This is a genomic window from Bradyrhizobium sp. NAS80.1, assembly GCF_001908205.1.
In the GTDB taxonomy this organism is placed as follows: domain Bacteria; phylum Pseudomonadota; class Alphaproteobacteria; order Rhizobiales; family Xanthobacteraceae; genus Bradyrhizobium.
The window spans coordinates 21,126-42,261 of record NZ_LGHL01000140.1; the positions used below are offsets into that span (position 1 = coordinate 21,126).

Below are 21,136 nucleotides of genomic sequence, written 5' to 3' on the forward strand. Positions count from 1 at the left end.
GATTAGCCGCGGCGAAGTGCGAAATGCGCGCCGCAGAACGCCATCACGGCGCCGAGGCACAGCGCGGCGAGCCCGGCGAGCACACCCGAGACGGTCGGGATCGGGCTCGGCGCCGAGGCCACCTGGCCCGCACCCGCAAGCAGGAGCACGCCGACGGCGATCAGGAATTGCCGCATCCGTTGCGGTATCTGGCCGGAGACAGCGCTCTGCATCAATGTCGCCGTGAAATATCCGCCGGAAAAGCCCACGGTCGCGATCAGCCACCAGGCGATCGCCGCGCCCGCGGGTATGAACTCGTGGGTGTCGGAGCGCCAGAGGCCGCCGAGGTCGAGCCCGTAGCGCGCGCCCAGCATGTGCACCGCGAGCGCGAGCAGCACGCCGGAGATCACGGCGGCGCCGAGAATCAGGCGGCGCGGGAAAAAGGTCGTCTCAGCCATGCCCCGCTTGTAGGATGGGCGAGGGCGATCGCGCAAGCCGATCGCAGACTGGATTGCGCGCACGGGATTGATTGTGAAGATGCAGGTTTTGGGAGCTGAGGCCGCTTCGGCCAGGAGCTATGCCTACAAGGCGTCGCTGATCGGCTCGGCGCATCGCTTCGAGCTGACAGAGGACGGGCTTTCCTGGCACATCGCCGGCCGCTCCGGCCTGTGGCGCTATGACGAGATCTCGGCGATCCGGCTGTCGTTCCGCCCTGTGTCGATGCAGCGGCACCGCTTTCGCGCCGACATCAGTCGCACCGGTGGCGGCCGCATCGCGATCCTGTCGACGAGCTGGCAGAGCGCAGCACTGATGGCGCCGCAAGACAACGGTTTTCGCGAGTTCATCGTCGCGTTGCATGCGCGGATGGCGCAGGCCGGTAGCCGCGCCCAATTGACTGCGGGGCTTGGCCACAAGACCTATGCGGCGGTGCTGGCGTTCCTGGCGATGCTGACAGTGGCGATGGCGGGGCTATTGATCCGTGCGCTTACGATCGGCGAATTTGCGGGCGCGCTGTTCATCGTCGGCTTTGCCGCGCTGTTCGCCTGGCAGGTTGGCGGTTTCGTGCGGCGCAACCAGCCGCGGAGCTATACGCTCCACCGTCTGCCCGAGTCGCTGCTGCCCTAGAGCCCCGTTCCGATTCCATCGGAACGCGGCTCTAGATTCTAGTTTTGACGCGTTTTCTTTACGCGAACCGGCATCCACTTCGCTCGAAAACGCTCTAGCTTTGCAACCGGCCGCAATCAAACGTGACTTCGCGGTCGAGCGCCGCTGCCGCATCGTGCAGGCATGTCGACCAAGGATAGCACCGCTCGCCTGCCGAGCGCGGATGAGATTTCGGAGATCAACCGCAGGCATCTGATCGACACGCCACTCGTGCCGGCCGATCTGTTGTTCATGTTCGGCACGCGAGAGGATGTCGCATTGCGCGCCGGGACCGCTGCGCGGCTGTGGCGTGAGGGCTATTTCCGCTGGTCGGTTGTCAGCGGCGGCGTGACCCCGGGCTCGGAGCAATCCGAGTGCACCATCATCAAGGCGGCGATGGTCGCGGCGGGCATTCCGGCGGAGCGGATCCTCGAGGAGCATCGCGCGATGAACACCGGGGAGAATGTGATCCTCTCGCTGCCGATCATCGAGGCCGCGCTGGGACTGCGGAATATCCACCGCGTGATCTGCGTCGGCAATACCTGGACCGCGCGGCGCTATCCGATGACGCTGCACCGGCACTGGCCGGAGGTCGAGAAGATGCTGCTCACCGTCGACAGTTTCGCAACGCCGCGCAAGCTATGGCATACCGACGCCGAATTTTGCCGCCGCATGCTGTACGAATGGGACAAGATCGAGCCGTACAAGGCGAAGGGCTTCATCGCGGAATGGCCGGAGCCCTGAGAGGCAAGCGGCTGGATTGTTGTTTTAACGCGTTTTCTTTACGCGAACCGGTATCCACTTCGCTCGAAAACGCTCTGGCTACTCCGTCGAGTCGAAATCCTCTTCCTTGGTGCCGAGCAGCGACACGATCGTGCGCAGACCGGAATCGAGCTGCTCGGGCGAGGGCGGGGCGAGCGCCAGGCGCACGGCATTCGGCGCGTGGCCATGCGCGATCGCGAAGGTCGAGGATGGCGTCAATGCGATGCCGCGCCGGGCTGCCGCCGCGACGAAGGTCTGCGAGCGCCAGTGCGGCGGCAGCGTGAGCCAGAGATGATAGGAGCGCGGGTCGGCGGCGAGCTGATAGCCGGCCAGCAGCCTTGCCGCGGTCTGCTGACGGCGCGCGGCGTCGATGCGCTTAAGCCGCGTCAGTTCGGCGACGGTGCCGTCGGCCATCAGCCGCTGCCCGGCCGCAACCGCATGGCCCGAGGCGATCCAGCCGCCGGTGCGGACGGCGCTCATCACGCTCTCGCGCAGATGCGGCGGCGTGACGAGGATACCGAGCGCAAGCCCCGGCGCGACCTTCTTGGAGAGGCTGTCGAGCACGATGCAGCGGTCCGGCCCGAGCGCCGCGAGCGGCGTGTCGTCGGCGAGGAAGCCATAGACGGTGTCCTCGATGATGGTGAGGTCGAGCTTTTCGGCGACGCGCATGATGTCGGCGCGCCGTGTCGCGTTCATGGTGACACCGAGCGGATTCTGGATGATGGGCTGGAGATACAGCGCCGACAGGTGGGCCTCGCGATGCGCTTTCTGGATGGCGTCGGGCCGTGCGCCGTACTCGTCCATCGGAATCGGGACCAGCGTCACGCCGAGCCGCGCGGCGATGCTCTTGACGTAGGGATAGGTCAGCGCCTCGACACCGCAGCGGCCGCCGGTGGGCACGAGCGCCGTGAGCGCGGCCGCGAGCGATTGCTTGCCATTGGCGGTGAAGACGATCTGCTCGGCCTGCGGCGCGAAATCCTTGCGCGCGAGATAGGCGGCGGCGGCATTGCGCGCGCTCTTGGTGCCGGTGCTGGTCGAGATGCGCAGCACGGATTCGAGCGCGTCGACGCGCTCGAGCCCCGCAAGGCTCTTGGCGATCATGGCCCATTGCTGCGGCACCAGGGGGTAATTGACCTCGAAGTCGATGCGCGCATCGCGCGGCTCGCTCATCGTCTCGACTTCGCGCCTGATATCGCCGGAGATGAAGGTGCCGCGGCCGACCTCGCCGACGACGAGGCCGCGGCGGAGCAATTCCGTATAAACCCGGCTCGCGGTCGAGACGGCAATGCCACGATCATAGGCAAAATTGCGCTGCGGCGGCAGCCGGTCGCCGGGCCTTAACGTGCCGTTAGAGATATCGGCGGCAATGGCATCGGCAAGCTTCACGTACTCGAACTTGGACATTATTGCACCGAGAGCAATGTTTCCCTTGTACCGAGCAATGTACTGGAGCATTTAGGTTCCATCAAGGTCCGCGATTGAGCCGAGGTGAGCGAGAGCAATCCGACGGCAAGTGAGGTTCAGGCGCTTGCCGCGTCTGCGCCAACGGCATCCGCTTCGCCGCGTGGACAGCAGGCCGGAGAAGAAAAATGAACACGATCTCGCAAACTGCCGGGCGGAGTTTACGCCCATCCTCATCGGGCGGATTTTTCCGCGCACTCGCCAGCGGCGCCTATGCGCTGTTCGACCGCCTGGAGCACCGCTCCGCCGTCAAGACGCTGAGCGAGCTCGACGACCGCGCCCTGCGCGACATCGGGATCACGCGCTGCCAGATCGAGGACGCGGTCTACGGGCATGTCAAGGCCGAGCTGACGCGGTATCTGTAACGGACCGCCGGGATCAGGCGATCGCGGCCTGGTCCCACACGCCGCCCAAAGCTCGATCGTCCTCGGACCGGTCGGGCTTGCGGCGAGGCCTCGATGAGGCACCGCGTTGGCGCCCATGCCGGACGTCCATGCGCTGCATACGCGCGACGAGGCTGCCGGCGAGCAGGACGATGCGCGCCGCCGCCTGCCTCACGACGAACAGAATCGTCGTGACGCGGCTCAACACGCCTAGCAGGAACAGCACCGAGAAGATGTCGATATAGGCGAGGAAATCGCCGACCAGCATTAGCTCCGGCGGAATCGGGATCCTGTGGTAATAGGCTAGTACGATGATAGCGACGGGGATGAAGGCGATGACCTTCCGCACCGTCAGTCTGTCCAGCAGCGCCGCCAATTGTACGACCAGCACCTCCCACAAGGCGTCGCCAATCGCGAGCGGGACCTCGTAAGTCCATCTCCGCCACCATTGCTTCACGCTATTGCTCCGAGCTCAAAGCGCGATGGCATCGCGCTTTAGGTTGTTATTCGAGCATGATCTCTTCGGAAAACCGCTGCGCTTTCCGGATCATGCTCAGTGCCTGACCACCAGCACCGAGCACTTCGCATAACGCACGACGTGCCCGGCATTGGAGCCGAGGAAATAGGTGCGCATCGCCGGCCGGTGCGAGGTCATCACGATCAGGTCGGCTTTCATGTGCGCTGCTTCCTCCAGGATTTCGTGATAGATGCCGCCCTGGCGCACCACGCTGGAGATGCGGGAAGGCTCGATGCCGGATTCGCGTGCGACGATGGCGAGTGCTTCTTCCGAAGTCTGGCGCTGCTGCTCGTCGAAATCGGCTGGCACGTATTCGGCCAGCATCACTGGCGTCATCGGCAGCACGTTGAGCAGGCGTATCGATCCGTTCCAGGTCTGCGACAGCGTCAACGCAGTTGCAATCGCCGGCTTGGCGAGATCAGTGTCGGCGAGATCGATGGGCACGAGAATGGACTTGAACATCTGCGCCTCCCAATTGACCAGGCTGGATCAAACGGTCGAGACGGCGCCCGCGCGTCTCATCCCGTTCGAAGCAGCTTGGGGCTGACGAACAGCACCAGTTTGCCGTGGCGGTAGGCCACGTCCCCCCCAATCCTTGACGTCAAAGTCCAAGATCGCAAGCCCCGCAGTGGGCAGGTTGTGGGCGAGCGCCTTGGCGCCGGCGTGATCGCCGCCGCCCATCAGCATGAGCGCGACCTCGTGCATGCCGGGATTGTGGCCGACCAGCAGCAACCGCTTCGGGTTGGCCGGGACGGTTGCAGTGCGAATGGACTCCAGGATCTGCGCGGGATGGGCGCCGTAGAGTTCCGACAGGATCTCGACCTGCGGCGCCGCGACGCGGTCCTTCATCGCGGTCCAGGCAATGTCCCAGGTCTGCCGGGCCCGGACCGCATGCGACACCAGCACGGTATCGGGGAAGGGCGGATGGGCGGCGATCCAGTCGCCGATCTGCGCGGCATCCCTGTGGCCGCGGTCGTCGAGGCGGCGATCCCGGTCACGGCCGCTCGGTGCGTCGGTCTCGGTCTTGGCGTGACGCAGCAGCATCAAACGGCGCATGGCATTCTCGAATCGTTACACGTCCAGAATAATCTACAGACGCCGGTTGAGGACAAGGTGACAAGCGCCCGATCGGTCCTTTAAGAAAACGACATGAGTGAGACTTTCACAAGCGAGTCCCAGGAAGAAGCCGGCCTTCGCGAGCGCATGCGGCTGTCGTTCGATCTCGACGCCGACATCTGCGTCATCGGGGCGGGGCTTGCCGGGCTCTCCATCGCGCTGGAGGCGGCCCGCCTCGGGGCCAGTGTCGCGGTGCTCGAGGGCCGCCATATCGGCTGGAATGCCTCCGGCAACCAGCTCGGCACGGTGACGCCGGGTTTTGCGCTGCCGCTCACCGAGCTGATCGAGCGCGTCGGCTTCGAGGACGCGCGCGAATTGTGGGCATTGTCGAAGGAGGGCGCAGAGTTCGTCCGCGCCAACGCCACCGAAGAGAACATGCCGGGGATCGGCCCGAGCGACGGCGTGCTGGAAGTCTCCAATGTCGATGCCGGCGACCGGCTGATCAGCCGGTTGCAGATGCTGAGCGAGGATTTCGACACCGAGGTCGAGGGCTGGCAGGCCGATCGCGTTCGCAAGGTGCTGAAGACCGATCGTTACTTCCACGGCGTGTATTATCCCCGGGCATTCCAGGTCGACGGCCGCAAATATGTGCACGGCCTTGCGGCGCTGGCGCGGCGCGCCGGCGCCCGCATCTTCGAAGATACGCCGGTGGTCAGCATCGATCATTCCGGCGTCCGCAAGCGCATCGTGACGCCCACGGCGCGGCTGCGCGCCACGCACATCGTACTCGCCGGCAACATTCATCTCGGCGCGCCCTTGAGGCGCCTGTCGGAGACGCTGCTGCCGGTCTGGCGCTATGCCGGGATCACCGCGCCGCTCGGTGAGCGCGTGCATGAGATCATCGCCTTCAAGGGATCGGTGATGGATTCCGATGGTGTCGACCACTTCCGCATCGTCGACGGCGACCGGCTGATGTGGGAGAGCCCGGAGACCACCTGGGCCGCGCGTCCGCAGCGCTTTGCGGGCGCCGTCAGGCGACGGATCCGATCCATCTTTCCCCAACTCGGCAATGTCGAGGTCACCGACATGTTCGGCGGTGCCACCGGTCAGACCGTGCATGGCATGCCGCAGATCGGCCAGTTGCGCAAAGGACTGTGGGTGGCAAGCGGATTCGGCCGCCAGGGCATGAACACCTCGGCCATGGCCGGGCAGTTGATCGCGCGCAGCATCCTGTGGGGCGACGAGCGCTGGCGGCTGTTCTTGCCGTTCGAGCTGGTCTGGGCGGGCGGTGCGGCCGGACGCGTCGCCGGCCAATTGGTCGGGATCTGGGGCAGGGCGAGTTCTGCCGCCGCAGGCACGCTTGCCCGCTACCGCGAACGGGCGCGGGTCAAGGACAGGGAACGCGAGGCGCGTCTCGCCGAGGCTAACCGGGCCGCCGGCACTGGTCCGCGACGTCCGCTGCCCGGTGTCCGGCCGCGGCTGACCCCGCCGCCGAAACCTGTGGCGGAGCACGTGGAACCGGCCTCGGACGACATCAGCGTCTCGCAATAAGTTGAGAAAAACTTCGCCCGGAAGTGTAACGTCGGCCGTTAGAGCCCGTATCTCAGGGCGTGGACTCCCCGCGCACGGAGAATGAGATGTTTGACCGCCGCATCCTGTTGACGACTGTCGCCGGCCTGTTCGGTCTTTCGGCCTTCCGCTGGCTGAGAGGATCCCCGGCCGAGGCCGGAGAGAAGGCCGCGGAAAAGTTCGAGATCCAGAAGACGGAGGCCGAGTGGCGTGCCCAGCTCACGCCGCAGCAATATGAGATCTTGCGCAATCACGGCACCGAGCGGCCTGGCTCCAGCCCGCTGCTCAACGAGCACCGCAAGGGCATCTTCGCCTGCGCCGGCTGCGACCTGCCGCTGTTTGCGTCTGACACCAAGTTCGAGAGCGGCACCGGCTGGCCGAGCTTCTACCAGCCAATCGAAGGCAATGTCGGCAAGACCGAGGACCGTACCTACGGCATGGTTCGCACCGAGGTGCATTGCCGGCGCTGCGGCGGCCATCTCGGCCACGTCTTCGACGACGGTCCGAAGCCGACCGGATTGCGCTACTGCATCGACGGTTTCGGTCTGGTCTTCCACCCGGCGGCTGCGTCGGCGACCTAGGCAGTTGTAGTTGTCATTCTGGGGCGATGTGTAAGCATCGAACTATGGTGTGCGATTGCGTACTCGAGAATCTCGAGATTCCGGGTTCGGTCCTGTGGACCGCCCCGGAATGACCCTAACGTCCCGGCAATTGTTGCCGGCCCGGCAATTGTGCCCCGGTCATCCGAACTGAGCCTGTCTATTCAAGTCATTGATTTCCTGAGAATACCCGCATTGGCATAGCCCTTGCGAAGTCTCCTTCGATTGCGGCCCTGCGTCGGCGCCGCCGGGATCGGATTTGGAGACAAAGTTATGGGTATCTTCGATGCAATGAACACCTCGGTGGGTGGCCTGCAGGCGCAGTCCTTTGCGCTTCAGAACATTTCCGGCAACATCGCGAACTCGTCCACCACCGGTTACAAGGGCATCGGGACCAGCTTCGTCGATCTTATTCCCGACGCCTCGGTGCCGAGCAAGCAGGTCGCGGGCGGCGTGACGGCCAACGCGAAGGCCACCATCACCTCGCAGGGCACGATCTCGTCCTCCTCCGTCGCCACCAACATGGCGATCACCGGCGACGGCTTCTTCTCGGTGCAGAAGGCGAGCGGCGTCGTCGACAACGTACCGGTGTTCGACGGCGTCAACTATTACACCCGTCGCGGCGACTTCCAGCTCAATTCCAACGGCAATCTCGTCAACGGCGCCGGCTACTATTTGATGGGCGTCACGGTGGATCCGAAGACGGGCAATCCCACCGGCAGCGTGCCGACGGTGCTGCAGTTCCAGAACAACTTTGTCCCGGCGCAGGCGACGACCTCGATCCAGTACGGGGCGAACCTGCCGACGCAGCCGAAGACGGTGGCGAGCTCCACTGCGGCGAGCGGCACGCTCGTGGCCTCTGGTGGTCTCGATCCGGCTGACTTCGCAACGAATCCCCTGCCGGTCGGCTCTCCGGCTCCGCGCAAGGACGCTACCTTCACTGGTGGGGCTGCCTCCAACAGTGTGCCGGGTCCGATCACCGCTGCGACGAAACTGTCGGGCACCGCGCCGAGCGACTCGCTGACAACAGGCTTTGCGGCGGGCGATACCATTATCGTCGGTACGTCCCCTGCGACGACGATCACGATTACTGCGGCGGGCGGCCTGCATGACGCGACGCACGTTCCCGCCGACGGCACCGTCGGCGACCTGCTTGCGGCGATCGGCACCGCCACGGGTGTAGCGCCGACCATCAGCGCCTCGAACGGTGCCATCACCTTCCACACCGGCACGGCGCAGGACCTCAGCATCACGAGCACGGCGTCCGCGTTCTCCGCGCTCGGATTAACGAGCCCGGTAACCCAGGCACGTGGCACCGGCACGGTCGGAACCGGTACGGTGATCGGCAACGACGTCGCCACCTTCACCAAGGAGTCGATCAGTGGCGGTGCGGTGACGGCCTACAACGCTTCCGGCACCCCGGTGGACCTGCAGTTGCGCTGGGCCAAGACTGACAGCGCCTCGCTCGGCGCTGGGCATTCCGACACCTGGAACCTGTTCTACCAGACCGACCCGAATGCGACCGGTACGCAGACCGCCTGGGTGAACACCGGCCAGGCCTTCACCTTCGCCAGCGACGGCTCGCTCACCTCGCCGAGCGGCTCCGGCATCACCATCAACAACGTCAGCGTCAGCGGTCAGCAGCTCGGCTCGGTGGCCTTCAACATCTCCTCGGGCGGATTGACGCAATATGCCAGCACCAGTGGCGCGGTGACCATCAACACCATCACGCAGAACGGCTACGCTGCCGGTCAGCTCCGTTCGGTCTCCGTCAGCAACAATGGCCTGGTGATCGGTACCTTCTCCAACGGTCAGAACCTCGACCTCGCCCAGGTGACGCTGTCGCACTTCAACGGCACCAACTACCTGAAAGCGATGGACGGCGGCGCCTATGCGGTCACTGACCAGTCGGGTCCGGCGATCGCGGGTGCCTCGGGCACCATCAGCGGCTCGTCGCTGGAAGGCTCGAACACCGACATTGCCGACGAGTTCACCAAGCTGATCGTGACCCAGCAGGCCTATTCGGCCAACACCAAGGTGATCACGACGGCGAATTCGATGGTGCAGGACCTCTTGAACGTGTTGCGCTGATCGGCGCGTGACGTAACCAAAGGCGGCTAGTCAACATGGGTTTGAGTTCAGCCCTCGCCAGTGCGATGAGCGGCCTGCGTGCCAACCAGGCCGCGCTCTCGATCGTTTCCTCGAACGTCGCGAATTCGCAGACGCCGGGTTACGTCGTCCAGACGCCGAACCAGATCGAGGTCACCACCGGCGGCTTCGGTGCGACGGTGATGACGACCGGCGTCAGCCGGGAGCTCGACAGCTTTGTGCTGAATCAGCTGCGTACCGAGACCGGCGGCAGCGGTTACGCCGACCAGATGGCCAACATCCTGAAACAGCTTCAGAATGTCTATGGCACGCCGGGCAACAGCGGCACGCTCGAAACCGCGCTGAACAATTTCACCACCGCGCTGCAGGCGCTGTCGACGAGCGCGGGCTCGTCGTCGGCGCAGACAGTCGCCGTCGGTGCCGCGCAGGCCTTGGCGCAGCAGCTCAACGTCACCACCAAGGGCATCCAGTCGCTGCGCTCCAACGTCGACCAGGACCTCGGCACCTCGGCGCAGCAGGCCAACGCGGCGATGCAGCAGATCGCCGACATCAACACCAAGCTCCAGGGCCTGTCGCCGAACGATCCGACCGCCGCAACGCTGATGGATCAGCGCGATCAGGCGATCAACACGCTGTCGAAATATGTCGACGTTCGCGTCACGACCGACGGGTCGAACCAGGCCAACATCTACACCACCACCGGCATCCAGCTCGTCGGCGCCGGGCTCGCCTCGCAATTCTCCTACTCGTCCGCAGGCGCCCTGTCGGCGACGTCGCTATACAACACCGATGCAGCAAAATCCGGCGTCGGCGCTCTCACCATCAAGCTTCCGAATGGATCGTCGCTCGACGTCGTCGCCAACAACGTGGTCTCTTCGGGCCAGATCGCGGCCGATCTGAAGCTGCGCGACCAGACGCTGGTGCAGGCGCAGAACCAGATCGACCAGCTCGCCGCGACGATGTCGAGCGCGCTCTCGGACAAGACCACGGCCGGCAGCGCGGTCGCGGGTCCGCCGGCCGGCTTCAACGTCGACCTCGCCGGTGCGCAGCCGGGCAACACCGTCAACATCACCTATACCGACACGACGACCAATACCCAGCGCCAGATCACGCTGGTCAACGTGACCGATCCGGCGGCTTTGCCGCTGCAGAACGCCACCAATGCCAATCCGATGCGGGTCGGCGTCAACTTCTCCGGCGGCATGGGCGCGATCGCCTCTGCGCTGAACACCGCGCTTTCCGGCGCGCATCTGACGTTCTCCGCCGCCCCGTCGCCAGCGACGGCCACGACGCTGAGGATCACCGATGACGGCACCGGCCTCGCCAAGGTCAATTCGTCCTCGATCACCACGACGATCTCGTCGCTGACCTCGGGCAATCCGCAACTGCCGCTGTTCACCGACGGCGGGCAGGCGCTCTACACCGGCGCGATCACGGCCTCGGGCTCACAGATGACCGGCCTTGCCGGGCGCATCGCGGTGAATACGCAGCTGGTGACCGATCCGACCAGGATGTCGGTCTACAGCACCTCGCCGGTGACGCCCGCGGGCGACACCACGCGTTCGGACTATCTCTATTCGCAGCTCACTACGGCGGTGTACTCCTATTCGCCGCAGACCGGTCTCGGCTCGGCGAGCCAGCCGTTCAGCGGCAGCATTTCCAACTATCTCCAGCAGTTCCTGAGCGTTCAGAGCAATGCCGCGACCCAGGCGACCCAGCTCCAGCAGGGCCAGAGCGTCGTGGTCTCGACGCTCCAGGCTAAGTTCAATTCGACCGCCAGCGTCAACCTGGACTCGGAGATGTCGAACCTGATCCAGCTTCAGAATGCCTATGCCGCCAATGCGCACGTGATGTCGGTGGTGCAGAGCATGATGAACACGTTGCTCCAGGCTCAAGCGTAACCAGTACAGGGCTCTGAAAGATGTCGATCAGCAGCATCAACTACTCCTCGTCGATTCTCGGCTCCCAGATCCGCAACATCAACCAGCAGCTCACCGACCTGTCGACGCAGCTCTCGACCGGCAAGCTGTCGCAGAACTATTCCGGGATGGGCACCAACGAGGGCTTCGCGATCGCCTCGCGGGCGCAATTGTCGAACATCGCCGCCTATACCGACACGATCACCAATGTGAATGTCAGCATCAACCTCGCCAATACGGCGTTGCAGGCGCTGACGACCATTCGCAACACTGTGCAGACGGGGGCCGCGAACACCGGGCAGGACCTCAACGTCAATGGACAGACGATTGCGCAGAACACGGCCGCGGCCCAGTTCGGCTCGATGGTCGGTGTTTTGAACACGCAGACGGGCAATCGCTACCTGTTTTCCGGAACGGCCTTCAACACCCCGTCGGTCGCCAATGCCGACGACATCATCAACGGCACCACGACGCAGGCCGGCCTCAAGACCGTCATGGCGGAGCGTCAGGCCGCCGACCTCGGCGCCAACGGCATGGGGCGGCTGGTGCAGACGCAGCCGACGCCGAGCTCGGTAAAGGTGTCGGAGGACGTCGCCGGCTCGCCGTTCGGGCTCAAGATCGCGGCAGTCTCTTCGACGCTGACGGGTGCAACCGTCAGCGGCCCGAGCGGCTCTCCGGTGTCGTTCTCGGTCGATCTCAACGGCACCAATCCGAGCAATGGCGACAAGCTGAGCGTCAAGTTCACGTTGCCGGACGGCTCGACCGAGCAGATCGACCTGACCGCGTCGACCGCCACGCCGACGCCCGCCGGCAGTTTCGCGATCGACACGACCAGTCCGGCCAACACCGCCGCGAATCTCAATGCGGCCCTCAACTCCGCGATCACGAAGCTTGCCAATACCTCGCTGGTGGCGGCGTCCGCCGTCGTCGCCGGTGACAATTTCTTCAACACCGCGAGTTCGGCGATGGGCAGTGCCAAGACCAGCCAGGCGGCAACACCCATCAGCGGAGCGACCGCACTGTCCGGCACAGTTCCCTCGGACTCGATCTCGCCAGGCTTCTCTGTCGGCGACACCATCACCGTCAACGGTACCGCGCTTAGCTTCGTTGCCTCGGGCGCGACCGGCAACCAGCTCAATGTCACCGACAGTATCCAGACCCTGCTCAGCAAGATCGACTCGATCACGGGGACCTCGAAGCCGTCGACGATCCACGGCGGCGCAATCACGATCAATACCGACGATGCAGCGAGCCTGAGCATATCGGGCTCGACTCCGGGCGCGGTGGCCGCGCTCGGTTCGCTCGGTTTCAGCTCGACCCCGGTGACAGCTACGCAGCCACCATTGCGCGTCGGCTCTTCGCCGGCGAGCTCGGCGACAACGCTGGTCAACGGCTCGGCCAACACCGTGAAGTGGTACACCGGCAATGACGGGCCGGGCTCGGCACGCTCCACCGCGGTGGCGCGGGTCGACGATTCCGTCACGGTGCAGTACGGCGCCCAGGCCGATGAGGATGCGATCCGGCGCCAGCTGCAGTCGATCGCCGTGTTCGGCACGTTCTCGACCTCGCCGACCGGGCAGTACGCGAGTGGGCAGATTGCGGCGCTGAGCCAGCGTACGGCCCAGGCGCTGACCCAGCAGCCCGGGCAGCAGCGCATCGAGGATATCCAGACCGACATCGCGATGGCCCAGAACACCATGAAGGACGCGACCACGCGCCAGACCCAGGCCAAGGCGCAGCTCCAGAACATCATCGACCAGGCGGAGTCGGCCTCGCCGGACCAGGTGGCGAGCGAGATCCTTGCGCTCCAGAACGTGCTCCAGGCATCCTACCAGACTACCGCGAAACTCGCACAGCTCTCGCTCGTCAAGTTCCTGTAAGGAAACGTTAAGGCGCCGTTAACCACGCCTCTTTACCTCTTGGTGAGGATTGAGCGGGGCGGAGCCATCTATGTCGGACAAGATGCAGCTGGTGGTGGCCACGCCGTGCTTCGGCGGGCAGGTGTCGAGCATTTCCTCGCAATTCGCGCCGGCGCCCGCGGCGGCGGCCGATGCGGCGTGAGCCTTTCGGGATGAGCGCCGGCGCATCCCATCTGCCAATCACCGAGCGAGCGTCCGACGGTGACTCGCGCTACCGTCTGCTCGATCTCTTCACTCCGCTTGATACGCTTCTCGTCTCCGGCGGAGATCCGCGGCTGCTGCTCGATCCGATGGATCGCGTCAACGCCTATGGCTGTGCGGCCTCGCCGGAGCCGGAGCTCTGGAATTTCGCGTCCTCGACGGCGTCTTCGATCTCGCAAGTAGCCTATGACCGCGCCGCGCTGGCGCGCGAAGAGCTGACGCACAAGTGCCTGTTCGACGAGGTCGAAGTCGCCTTCGACGCGCGCTGCGAGGACATGCGAGACGAGTTGCGCGGCCATCTCCAGCTTTCGCCGCGCGTCGACGTCGTGTTCTCGCCGTCCGGAACGGACTCGCAGCTCCACGCCCTGTTCCTGGCGCGCGCAGTGCTTGGCGCATCGCTGGTGACCATCGTGGTCGGGACCGACCAGACCGGCAGCGGTACGGTCCATACCGCGCGCGGGCACCATTTCAGCTCCATGACGGCGAGTGGCTTTGCGGTCCGCAAGGATGGCGCGGTTGCGGGGCTTGCCGGCGACAGCATTGCGGTGCCGCTGCTCGACACCGGGTCCGACATCGCGATGCGCGCGGATGCGGATGCCGCGGTACTGCGCGCAATCGAGAACAGCCTCGCGCAAGGCCGCCGCGTTCTGTTGCAGATCATGGATTCGTCAAAACTCGGCTGGCGTGCCCCAAGCGAGGCCTGCCTCGACGAGATTGCCAGGCGCTGGCATAGCCAAGTGCAGGTTGTGGTTGATGCTTGCCAGATGCGGCTCGGGCGCCGGCGCCTGCGCGCCTGCCTCGATCGCGGCTACATGGTGCTGATGACCGGCTCGAAGTTTTTCGGCGGACCTGCCTTCAGCGGCGCGCTGCTGGTTCCCAAGGGATTTTCTCGCGCGGTCGATCGACTTGGCGAGATTGCGCCGGGCTTCTTCGACTATGCCGGCCGCTGCGACTGGCCGATGGCCTGGACGGGGTTGCGCTCTCGCTTCGAGCGACGGCCGAATTTCGGGCAATGGCTGCGCTGGGAGGCGGCGCTCGCGGAGATCGGCAGCTACTATGCCGTCCCCGGGGCTTTCCGCGCCAAGGCGCTGGCCGAACTTGCCGTCGGCATCGACAGCATGATCGCGTTGTCACCATCGCTTCGAGCCGTCCCGAGCCCAGCTGAGAGCGGTGGCGCTGATGACGAAGAATTCGCGCAAGCCACGATCTTTCCATTCACGCTGCAGCGCGACGGCAGACCGGTCTCGATTGCCGAGACCAGCGCCGTTCACCGGGCACTGGCGCGTGATATGAGCGAGGAGATCAGCGGTAGCGCGGCCGACCGGCAGGTCGCCGAGCAGCGCTGCCTGATCGGCCAGCCGGCTCGCTTGGAGTGGCCCTACAGCGCACCGCAGTCCGTGCTGCGCCTCTGCGTCGGCGCACGGCTCGTGACGGAGGCGTGGTCAGCCGATGTCACACGATCGCAAATGAATCTGCAACACGTGCTCGATCGGGTCGCCCACGTCCTGGTCAAGATCGAGCTGTTGCTTGACCGCGCCGCCGGCGCGGTGTCGCCGGGTACGCCAGCCATCGAGGTCTAAGATGCAACATCCGAGTTTGTCGCCCGTCAGCATGACGGCGGCGCAATCTGCCGACCGCATGGGCTTTGCGCAGCTGACGCGTCAGGCCTTCGAGGGGGTGGATTTGCAGCCGCTGCGCGACCAACTCGTCACCAAGCTCTCTGCAGGAGCGGGACACGCGGGCGAGGGGCTCGATCTCTCGCTCATCGTCCAGCTTCTCGGTGACAAGCAGATGGGCCTTGCTATCCAGGCCGAGGTGCTGACCTTTCATCGGCTGTTTCGCTCGCCCTGCGCGGTCGAACGACCGCGCCTGCGTGTGCTCGCGCTCGCGGCCGCGATCGACATGGGCGGCAACACGCCGATCGAGTTTCTGCTGGAGGACTCCGATATCGAGCTGTTGACGCTCTATGTGGTCGACGGCATCGGGCTGCCCGAGCAATTGCCGGATCACGACGTTGCAATCGTCGTTGCGTCCGATTCCGAAGAATGCCGCGGGGCGCTCGCCGTCATCGGAAAGGCCGCGCCGTACTGGCCGCGGCCGCTGCTCAACCGCCCCGATCTCATCGGCAACCTCGATCGCGACAAGCTGTATCGGCTGCTGACGGGCATCGCCGGTCTCGACATTCCCGCCACCATCCACGCGACGCGTGCGCAATTGTCGAAGCTCTCGAAAGGGCAACTCGCTTGCGGGGACATCGCGAGCGAACTGCATTTTCCGATGATCGCGCGGCCGCGCGGTTCGCATGCCGGCGTCGGGCTCGCAAAGCTCGACGATGCTTCGGCGCTCACGGCCTATCTTGCCGAACGGGAAGAGCAGGACTTCTTCGTCGCGCGCTTCGTCGATTACGCGAGCCCGGACGGACTGTACCGCAAATATCGCCTCACGATGGTCGATGGCAAGCCTTACGCCTGCCATATGGCGATCGCCGATCGCTGGGACATCTGGTATCTCAACGCCTACATGGCGTTCAGCGAAGAGAAGCGAGCCGAGGAAGCCATCTTCATGCTCGACTTCGATCAAGCTTTCGCTGCGCGCCATAAGGCCGCGCTCGAGGAGATGAGCCGGCGCGTCGGCCTCGATTATTTCATCGTCGATTGTGCCGAGAACCAGGACCGCGAACTGCTGGTCTTCGAAGCCGACAACACCGCCGTCGTGCACAACATGGATTCGCCGGTCGTGTTCCCGTACAAGCCGCCGCAGATGCGGAAGATCTTTGCCGCGTTCACGGCCATGCTGTCGCGCCATGCCAAAGCGAGCAAGGAGAGTGCAGCATGAACGAGATGATCCGCAAGACGCAAAGCTCCGTCAGGCACACCTCGCTCGATCCGCAGGACTGGAGCGCGTTTCGCGCGCTCGCCCATCGCATGCTGGACGAGACGATCGATAGCATCGCCAATGTTCGCGCGCGGCCGGTGTGGCAGCCGATCCCCGACGATGTCCGCGCGGCATTGAAGGCCGATGTACCGCGCGAGGCGAGCGATCTCGCCGAGGTCTATCGCGAGTTCGCCGAGCGTGTTGCGCCCTATGCGACCGGCAACGTCCATCCCGGTTTCATGGGCTGGGTACATGGCGGCGGCACCGCGGTCGGCATGCTCGCGGAGATGCTCGCGGCCGGCCTGAACGCCAATCTCGGCGGGCGTGACCACATGCCGATCGAGGTCGAACGCCAGATCGTCGAATGGATGCGCCGCCTGTTCGCCTTTCCGCAAGGCGCGAGCGGCATCTTCGTCACCGGCACATCGATGGCCAATCTGATGGCGGTGCTGGTGGCGCGGACGAGCGCGCTCGGTACGCTGGCGCGGCAGCACGGCATCGGCAATGACGGAGCGCTGCTCACGGCCTACACGTCGTGTGCCGCGCATGGCTGCGTGTCGAGGGCCATGGACATTGCCGGGCTCGGCACCGATGCCCTGCGCAAGATCGACGTCGATGCCGATCATCGTATCGATGTCGCCGCGCTGCGCACGCGGATCGCGATCGATCGCGAGGTCGGCTTCAAGCCGTTCCTCGTCGTCGCCTCCGCCGGCACGGTCGACATCGGCGCGATCGACGATCTCAAGGCCATCGCGGCGTTGTGCCGCGAAGAGGGAATCTGGTTTCACGTCGATGGTGCTTTCGGTGCGCTCGCGATTCTCTCGGCCGAGCTCGCGCCGATGCTCGGCGGCATCGAGCTTGCGGATTCGATTGCGCTCGACTTCCATAAATGGGGACAGGTGCCCTACGACGCCGGCTTCCTGCTGGTGCGGGACGGCGAGCAGCATCGGCAGGCCTTTGCGCAGCCGGCGGCCTATCTGCGCCGCGAGGCGAGGGGGCTTGCGGCGGGCACCGTCTGGCCCTGCGATCTCGGCCCCGACCTGTCGCGCGGCTTCCGCGCGCTGAAGACCTGGTTCACGCTGAAGACGTTCGGCACCGACCGACTGGGTGCGGTGATCGCGCGAAGCTGTGCGCTGGCAAAATATCTGGAAGTGCGCGTTCTCGCCGAGCCGCGGCTGGAGCTGCTGGCGCCGGTCAATCTCAACATCGTCTGCTTCCGCTATCGCGCCAACGATGAGACCAACCGCGAGATCGTTGCCGATATCCAGGAGTCCGGCATCGCGGCGCCGTCGAGCACGACGCTGGACGGCAAGTTCGCGATCCGCGCGGCCATCGTCAATCATCGCACCGACGAGACCGACATCGATGCGCTTGTGGCTGCCGTGCTGGAGTTCGGCGCGCAGCGAAGCGGCGACGGATTGATCGAGGTCGTGGCGCCGCCGCTCGCGGCGCAGTGACTTCAGAGAGCTTCGAAACAAAAACGCCCCGGATCTGGTCCGGGGCGTTTTTGCTTCAGGTGTGAGACAGCGCTCAGGCGGCCGTGCTGATCGCGACTTTGAGAGTCGTACCTGTTCTCCATCAACGGGTCGGTCACGAGCGACTATCGCGCGTTCGTGGACGGCTACCGCCGCGATTTGGCCGCGTGAGCGATCGCTCCTGCAACACCTTCGTTGCCTGTTAACCACGATATCGGCGTGCGATGCGAGTATTCCGAACGATCTTCATCCTTCTTAAAGCATGAGTTTCGAAGCCCGCAGGGATTCGGAGCATCCTACCGGTCCGATTCAGTTTTCATTGATCAATGGCTTCGTAGGGTCCGGTACCCGGCCAAGAAGGCCGATGTTGTGTAACGCCAGAAAGGTTGTTCTATGTCTCTGTCCAACATCACCCTCACTGCCTCAGTCCGCCAGAACCTGCTCTCGCTGCAGGGCACCGCCGACCTGCTCGCGACCACGCAGGGCCGTCTCGCCACCGGCAAGAAGGTCAACAGCGCGCTCGACAACCCCACCAACTTCTTCACGGCCGCCGGCCTCGATAACCGCGCCGGCGACATCAGCAACCTCCTCGACAGCATCGGCAACGGCGTGCAGGTCCTGCAGGCCGCCGACACCGGCATCACCTCGCTCTCCAAGCTGGTCGATACCGCGAAGTCGATCGCCAACCAGGCGCTGCAGCAGCCCTCGGGCTACACGTCGAAGGCCAGCGTCGCCTTCACCGGCGCCAACGCAGCAGCCGGCACCGCCACCGCCGCGAACCTGAACCAGGGCGCGCTCACGGGTTCGGTGATCACCTTCACCACCAAGGCGGGTACGGCGGCTACGATTACGATCGGCGCTTCCTACACGGCCTTCGACAGCACCGCCAAGACGGCCACGGTGAACTCGCTCGATCAGCTCAACCAGGCGCTGTCCGACGCGGGCGTCAACCTGCAGGCCTCGTTCGACGCCGCGGCGCCCACCAAGCTGACCTTCACCTCGAGCAACGATGCGTCGGGCCAGACCATCACTGCCGGCGCCGCCGCCACCACTCCCACCGCGCTCGACGCGGTCGACATCTCGGCAGCGGCCGCCAGCGGCACCCTCGGCTCGGTCACGGCCGCGGTCAAGGACACGGTGTCGCAAAACGCCCGCGCCGGTCTGGTTGCGCAGTACAACCAGATCATCGACCAGATCAAGACCACCGCGCAGGACGCCTCCTTCAACGGCATCAACCTGCTCAACGGTGACAGCCTGAAGCTGGTGTTCGACGAGACCGGCAAATCCACCGTGACAATCGCGGGTGTGACCTTCGATCCCAATGGTCTCGGTCTGAGCAAGCTTACGGCCGGCACCGACCTCACCGACAACTTCATGACCAACAATGTCTTGACGGCGCTCAACACCGCCAGCATCACGCTGCGCTCGCAGGCCTCGGCCTTCGGCGCCAACCTGTCGATCGTGCAGATCCGTCAGGACTTCAACAAGAACATCATCAACGTGCTGCAGACCGGCTCGTCCAACCTGACCTTGGCCGATTCCAACGAGGAAGCGGCCAACAGCCAGGCGCTGTCTACTCGCCAGTCGATCGCAACATCGGCGCTGGGGCTTGCCAACCAGGCGCAGCAGAGCGTGCTGCAGCTGTTGCGCTGAGCTCAACGGATAGCGAAGACCAGGCGGCGGGACTTCGGTCCCGCCGCTTTTTCATTTGAGCGTATGAGTTGTTTGAGATGTCGATCAATCCTGCTCGGACGCCGCAGTCGCAATTGATCCAATGCTGGCGTCGAAGAGTCTTGCGACAACAAAAGGCGGCAGGACAAAGCCCTGCCGCCTTTCGCGAGCGTAGCGGAGACGAGCCGTCAGCGCAGCAGCTGCAGCACGCTCTGCTGTGACTGGTTGGCGAGCGCGAGCGCCGATACCGCGATCGACTGGCGGGTCGAGAGTGCCTGGCTGTTGGCCGCTTCCTCGTTGGAGTCCGCGAGCGTCAGATTGGACGAGCCGGTCTGCAGCACGTTGATGATCTTCTTCGAGAAGTCCTGGCGGATCTGCACGATCGACAGGTTGGCGCCGAAGGCCGAGGCCTGCGAGCGCAGCGTAGCGCTGGCGTTGGTGAGCGCCGTCAGCACCTTGCCGGTCAGGACGTTGTCGGTGAAATCGGTGCCGGGGGCCAACTGGGTCAGGCCGAGACCGTTCGGATTGAAGGTGACGCCTGCGATGGTGAGCGTCGACTTGCCGGTCTCGTCGAAGATCATCTTCAGCGAGTTGCCATCGAGCAGGTTGATGCCGTTGAAGGAGGCGTCCTGCGCCGTCGTGGTGATCTGCTGAAGGATCTGGTTGTACTGGCTGACGAGAGTTGCGCGAGCTTGCTGCGACACGGGGTCGGGCACCGCTGCCACCACCGCGCCACCTGCGCCGCCGCCGACAGCATCGGCACTGATGTTGATCGCGTCCAGAGCCGAGGGAGCCGTGGGTGCAGCGGTCCCGGTGATCACCTGACCCGCGCCGTCATTGGTGGAGATGAAGGTCAGGCTGTCGGGGCCGGTGATCGAGGCCGCCAGGTTGACGCCTGCATCCGCCAGCGCTTGGTTGAGCTGGGCCAGGGACTGGACCTGCGCGGTCTTGGTCACCGGATTGAAGCTCGTTGGCGAAGTGCCGATGGTGATCGTGACAGCCGTGCCGGCGGCATTCGTGAAGGTGTATATACCGCCGTTGAGCTTGCTGGTGGTGAGGTCCGCGGCAATGGCTCCGCCCGTGCCGGTGGGAACGCCCGTGCCGGTGAACTGGATGTTTGATTTCGTGCTGTAGCCCGTTGGCTGCTGTAGTGCCTGGTTGGCAATCGACTTGGCGGTATCGACCAGCTTCTGCAGCGAGGTGATGCCGGTATCAGCCGCCTGTAGCACCTGGACACCATTGCCGATGCTGTCGAGGAGATTGCTGATGTCGCTGGCGCGGGCATCGAGGCCGGCCGCCGTGAAGAAGTTCGTGGGATTGTCGAGCGCGCTGTTGACCTTCTTGCCGGTAGCGAGGCGCGTCTGCGTGGTCGCGAGCAGCTCGGCGGTTCCCTGCAGCGAGAGCAGATTCTGGCGGACTGACGCGGTTAGGACAATGTCGGACATTTGAATGACTTCCCTTGGTGGGCACCGCCGGCGTCCTGGTCCGGGTCAATGCGC

17 protein-coding genes and 1 pseudogene are annotated in these 21,136 nt (G+C 64.8%); 12 read left to right on the top strand and 6 right to left on the bottom strand.

Annotated elements, in window-relative coordinates:
• Positions 1–2 precede the first annotated feature (2 nt).
• Positions 3–437: a hypothetical protein gene (locus AC629_RS29570; protein WP_084808382.1), complete on the bottom strand. Its 435-nt coding sequence runs from the start codon at positions 435–437 to the stop codon at positions 3–5.
• Between the two features lie 79 nt (positions 438–516).
• Here AC629_RS29570 and AC629_RS29575 point away from each other — a divergent pair, with 79 nt between their 5' ends.
• Entirely contained in the window at positions 517–1,104 is a 588-nt protein-coding gene (locus AC629_RS29575) for a hypothetical protein (RefSeq protein WP_084808418.1), read from the top strand.
• Between the two features lie 162 nt (positions 1,105–1,266).
• Positions 1,267–1,866 (top strand): YdcF family protein, encoded by a 600-nt coding sequence (locus tag AC629_RS29580; protein ID WP_084808383.1) that lies wholly within the window; start codon positions 1,267–1,269, stop codon positions 1,864–1,866.
• 78 nt (positions 1,867–1,944) lie between these two features.
• Here the strand turns inward: AC629_RS29580 and AC629_RS29585 are convergent, their stop codons facing one another.
• The gene (locus tag AC629_RS29585) at positions 1,945–3,288 is read right to left on the bottom strand and encodes an aminotransferase-like domain-containing protein (protein WP_074117337.1); all 1,344 of its coding nucleotides are present in this window, start codon (positions 3,286–3,288) and stop codon (positions 1,945–1,947) included.
• Positions 3,289–3,473: 185 nt separating this feature from the next.
• On the opposite strand from AC629_RS29585, the gene AC629_RS29590 reads away from it, so the two are divergent.
• Positions 3,474–3,710, top strand: coding sequence for a DUF1127 domain-containing protein (locus tag AC629_RS29590; RefSeq protein WP_084808384.1), 237 nt, complete (start codon positions 3,474–3,476; stop codon positions 3,708–3,710).
• Positions 3,711–3,723: 13 nt separating this feature from the next.
• Here the strand turns inward: AC629_RS29590 and AC629_RS29595 are convergent, their stop codons facing one another.
• The 3 genes and pseudogenes from AC629_RS29595 to AC629_RS29605 form a co-directional block, all read right to left on the bottom strand.
• Positions 3,724–4,185, bottom strand: coding sequence for a hypothetical protein (locus AC629_RS29595; protein WP_084808385.1), 462 nt, complete (start codon positions 4,183–4,185; stop codon positions 3,724–3,726).
• Positions 4,186–4,281: 96 nt separating this feature from the next.
• Positions 4,282–4,707 carry a universal stress protein gene (locus AC629_RS29600; RefSeq protein ID WP_084808386.1) on the bottom strand — a complete coding sequence of 142 codons (426 nt, stop codon included), beginning with the start codon at positions 4,705–4,707 and terminating at the stop codon, positions 4,282–4,284.
• A 56-nt stretch (positions 4,708–4,763) separates the two neighbouring features.
• Positions 4,764–5,301: pseudogene (locus tag AC629_RS29605) on the bottom strand (SixA phosphatase family protein).
• 93 nt (positions 5,302–5,394) lie between these two features.
• Here AC629_RS29605 and AC629_RS29610 point away from each other — a divergent pair.
• The 9 genes from AC629_RS29610 to AC629_RS29650 all read left to right on the top strand — a co-directional run bounded on the left by AC629_RS29610 (position 5,395) and on the right by AC629_RS29650 (position 19,619).
• Complete coding sequence (locus AC629_RS29610; RefSeq protein WP_084808387.1) at positions 5,395–6,852, top strand: NAD(P)/FAD-dependent oxidoreductase; 1,458 nt, start codon at positions 5,395–5,397, stop codon at positions 6,850–6,852.
• Positions 6,853–6,938: 86 nt separating this feature from the next.
• Positions 6,939–7,451 (top strand): peptide-methionine (R)-S-oxide reductase MsrB, encoded by a 513-nt coding sequence (gene msrB / locus AC629_RS29615; RefSeq protein ID WP_084808388.1) that lies wholly within the window; start codon positions 6,939–6,941, stop codon positions 7,449–7,451.
• A gap of 291 nt (positions 7,452–7,742) precedes the next feature.
• Positions 7,743–9,560: a flagellar hook-basal body complex protein gene (locus tag AC629_RS29620; protein ID WP_084808389.1), complete on the top strand. Its 1,818-nt coding sequence runs from the start codon at positions 7,743–7,745 to the stop codon at positions 9,558–9,560.
• Between the two features lie 35 nt (positions 9,561–9,595).
• Positions 9,596–11,479 (top strand): flagellar hook-associated protein FlgK, encoded by a 1,884-nt coding sequence (flgK, locus tag AC629_RS29625; protein WP_084808390.1) that lies wholly within the window; start codon positions 9,596–9,598, stop codon positions 11,477–11,479.
• A gap of 20 nt (positions 11,480–11,499) precedes the next feature.
• Complete coding sequence (locus AC629_RS29630; RefSeq protein WP_084808391.1) at positions 11,500–13,377, top strand: flagellar protein; 1,878 nt, start codon at positions 11,500–11,502, stop codon at positions 13,375–13,377.
• A 170-nt stretch (positions 13,378–13,547) separates the two neighbouring features.
• Positions 13,548–15,197, top strand: a complete 1,650-nt coding sequence (locus tag AC629_RS29635; RefSeq protein WP_084808392.1) for a hypothetical protein — start codon at positions 13,548–13,550, stop codon at positions 15,195–15,197.
• A 1-nt stretch (position 15,198) separates the two neighbouring features.
• Complete coding sequence (locus AC629_RS29640; RefSeq protein WP_084808393.1) at positions 15,199–16,452, top strand: ATP-grasp domain-containing protein; 1,254 nt, start codon at positions 15,199–15,201, stop codon at positions 16,450–16,452.
• Positions 16,449–17,948: a pyridoxal phosphate-dependent decarboxylase family protein gene (locus AC629_RS29645; RefSeq protein ID WP_084808394.1), complete on the top strand. Its 1,500-nt coding sequence runs from the start codon at positions 16,449–16,451 to the stop codon at positions 17,946–17,948. The genes AC629_RS29640 and AC629_RS29645 overlap by 4 nt, the downstream gene beginning before the upstream one ends.
• A gap of 411 nt (positions 17,949–18,359) precedes the next feature.
• A complete protein-coding gene (locus AC629_RS29650; RefSeq protein WP_084808395.1) occupies positions 18,360–19,619 on the top strand; it encodes a flagellin N-terminal helical domain-containing protein in 1,260 nt (419 codons plus the stop codon).
• Between the two features lie 206 nt (positions 19,620–19,825).
• On the opposite strand, the gene AC629_RS29655 is transcribed toward AC629_RS29650, so the two are convergent.
• On the bottom strand, positions 19,826–21,082 hold the full coding sequence (locus AC629_RS29655; RefSeq protein WP_168195610.1) for a flagellin N-terminal helical domain-containing protein: 1,257 nt from the start codon (positions 21,080–21,082) through the stop codon (positions 19,826–19,828).
• Positions 21,083–21,136 lie beyond the last annotated feature (54 nt).

What these genes read in the sequence shown, in the direction of transcription:
- AC629_RS29570 (WP_084808382.1), bottom strand. Translation starts at nt 437, where the DNA reads ATGGCTGAGACGACCTTTTTCCCGCGCCGCCTGATTCTCGGCGCCGCC.
- AC629_RS29575 (WP_084808418.1), top strand. Translation starts at nt 517, where the DNA reads ATGCAGGTTTTGGGAGCTGAGGCCGCTTCGGCCAGGAGCTATGCCTAC.
- AC629_RS29580 (WP_084808383.1), top strand. Translation starts at nt 1,267, where the DNA reads ATGTCGACCAAGGATAGCACCGCTCGCCTGCCGAGCGCGGATGAGATT.
- AC629_RS29585 (WP_074117337.1), bottom strand. Translation starts at nt 3,288, where the DNA reads ATGTCCAAGTTCGAGTACGTGAAGCTTGCCGATGCCATTGCCGCCGAT.
- AC629_RS29590 (WP_084808384.1), top strand. Translation starts at nt 3,474, where the DNA reads ATGAACACGATCTCGCAAACTGCCGGGCGGAGTTTACGCCCATCCTCA.
- AC629_RS29600 (WP_084808386.1), bottom strand. Translation starts at nt 4,707, where the DNA reads ATGTTCAAGTCCATTCTCGTGCCCATCGATCTCGCCGACACTGATCTC.
- AC629_RS29610 (WP_084808387.1), top strand. Translation starts at nt 5,395, where the DNA reads ATGAGTGAGACTTTCACAAGCGAGTCCCAGGAAGAAGCCGGCCTTCGC.
- msrB (WP_084808388.1), top strand. Translation starts at nt 6,939, where the DNA reads ATGTTTGACCGCCGCATCCTGTTGACGACTGTCGCCGGCCTGTTCGGT.
- AC629_RS29620 (WP_084808389.1), top strand. Translation starts at nt 7,743, where the DNA reads ATGGGTATCTTCGATGCAATGAACACCTCGGTGGGTGGCCTGCAGGCG.
- flgK (WP_084808390.1), top strand. Translation starts at nt 9,596, where the DNA reads ATGGGTTTGAGTTCAGCCCTCGCCAGTGCGATGAGCGGCCTGCGTGCC.
- AC629_RS29630 (WP_084808391.1), top strand. Translation starts at nt 11,500, where the DNA reads ATGTCGATCAGCAGCATCAACTACTCCTCGTCGATTCTCGGCTCCCAG.
- AC629_RS29635 (WP_084808392.1), top strand. Translation starts at nt 13,548, where the DNA reads ATGCGGCGTGAGCCTTTCGGGATGAGCGCCGGCGCATCCCATCTGCCA.
- AC629_RS29640 (WP_084808393.1), top strand. Translation starts at nt 15,199, where the DNA reads ATGCAACATCCGAGTTTGTCGCCCGTCAGCATGACGGCGGCGCAATCT.
- AC629_RS29645 (WP_084808394.1), top strand. Translation starts at nt 16,449, where the DNA reads ATGAACGAGATGATCCGCAAGACGCAAAGCTCCGTCAGGCACACCTCG.
- AC629_RS29650 (WP_084808395.1), top strand. Translation starts at nt 18,360, where the DNA reads ATGTCTCTGTCCAACATCACCCTCACTGCCTCAGTCCGCCAGAACCTG.
- AC629_RS29655 (WP_168195610.1), bottom strand. Translation starts at nt 21,082, where the DNA reads ATGTCCGACATTGTCCTAACCGCGTCAGTCCGCCAGAATCTGCTCTCG.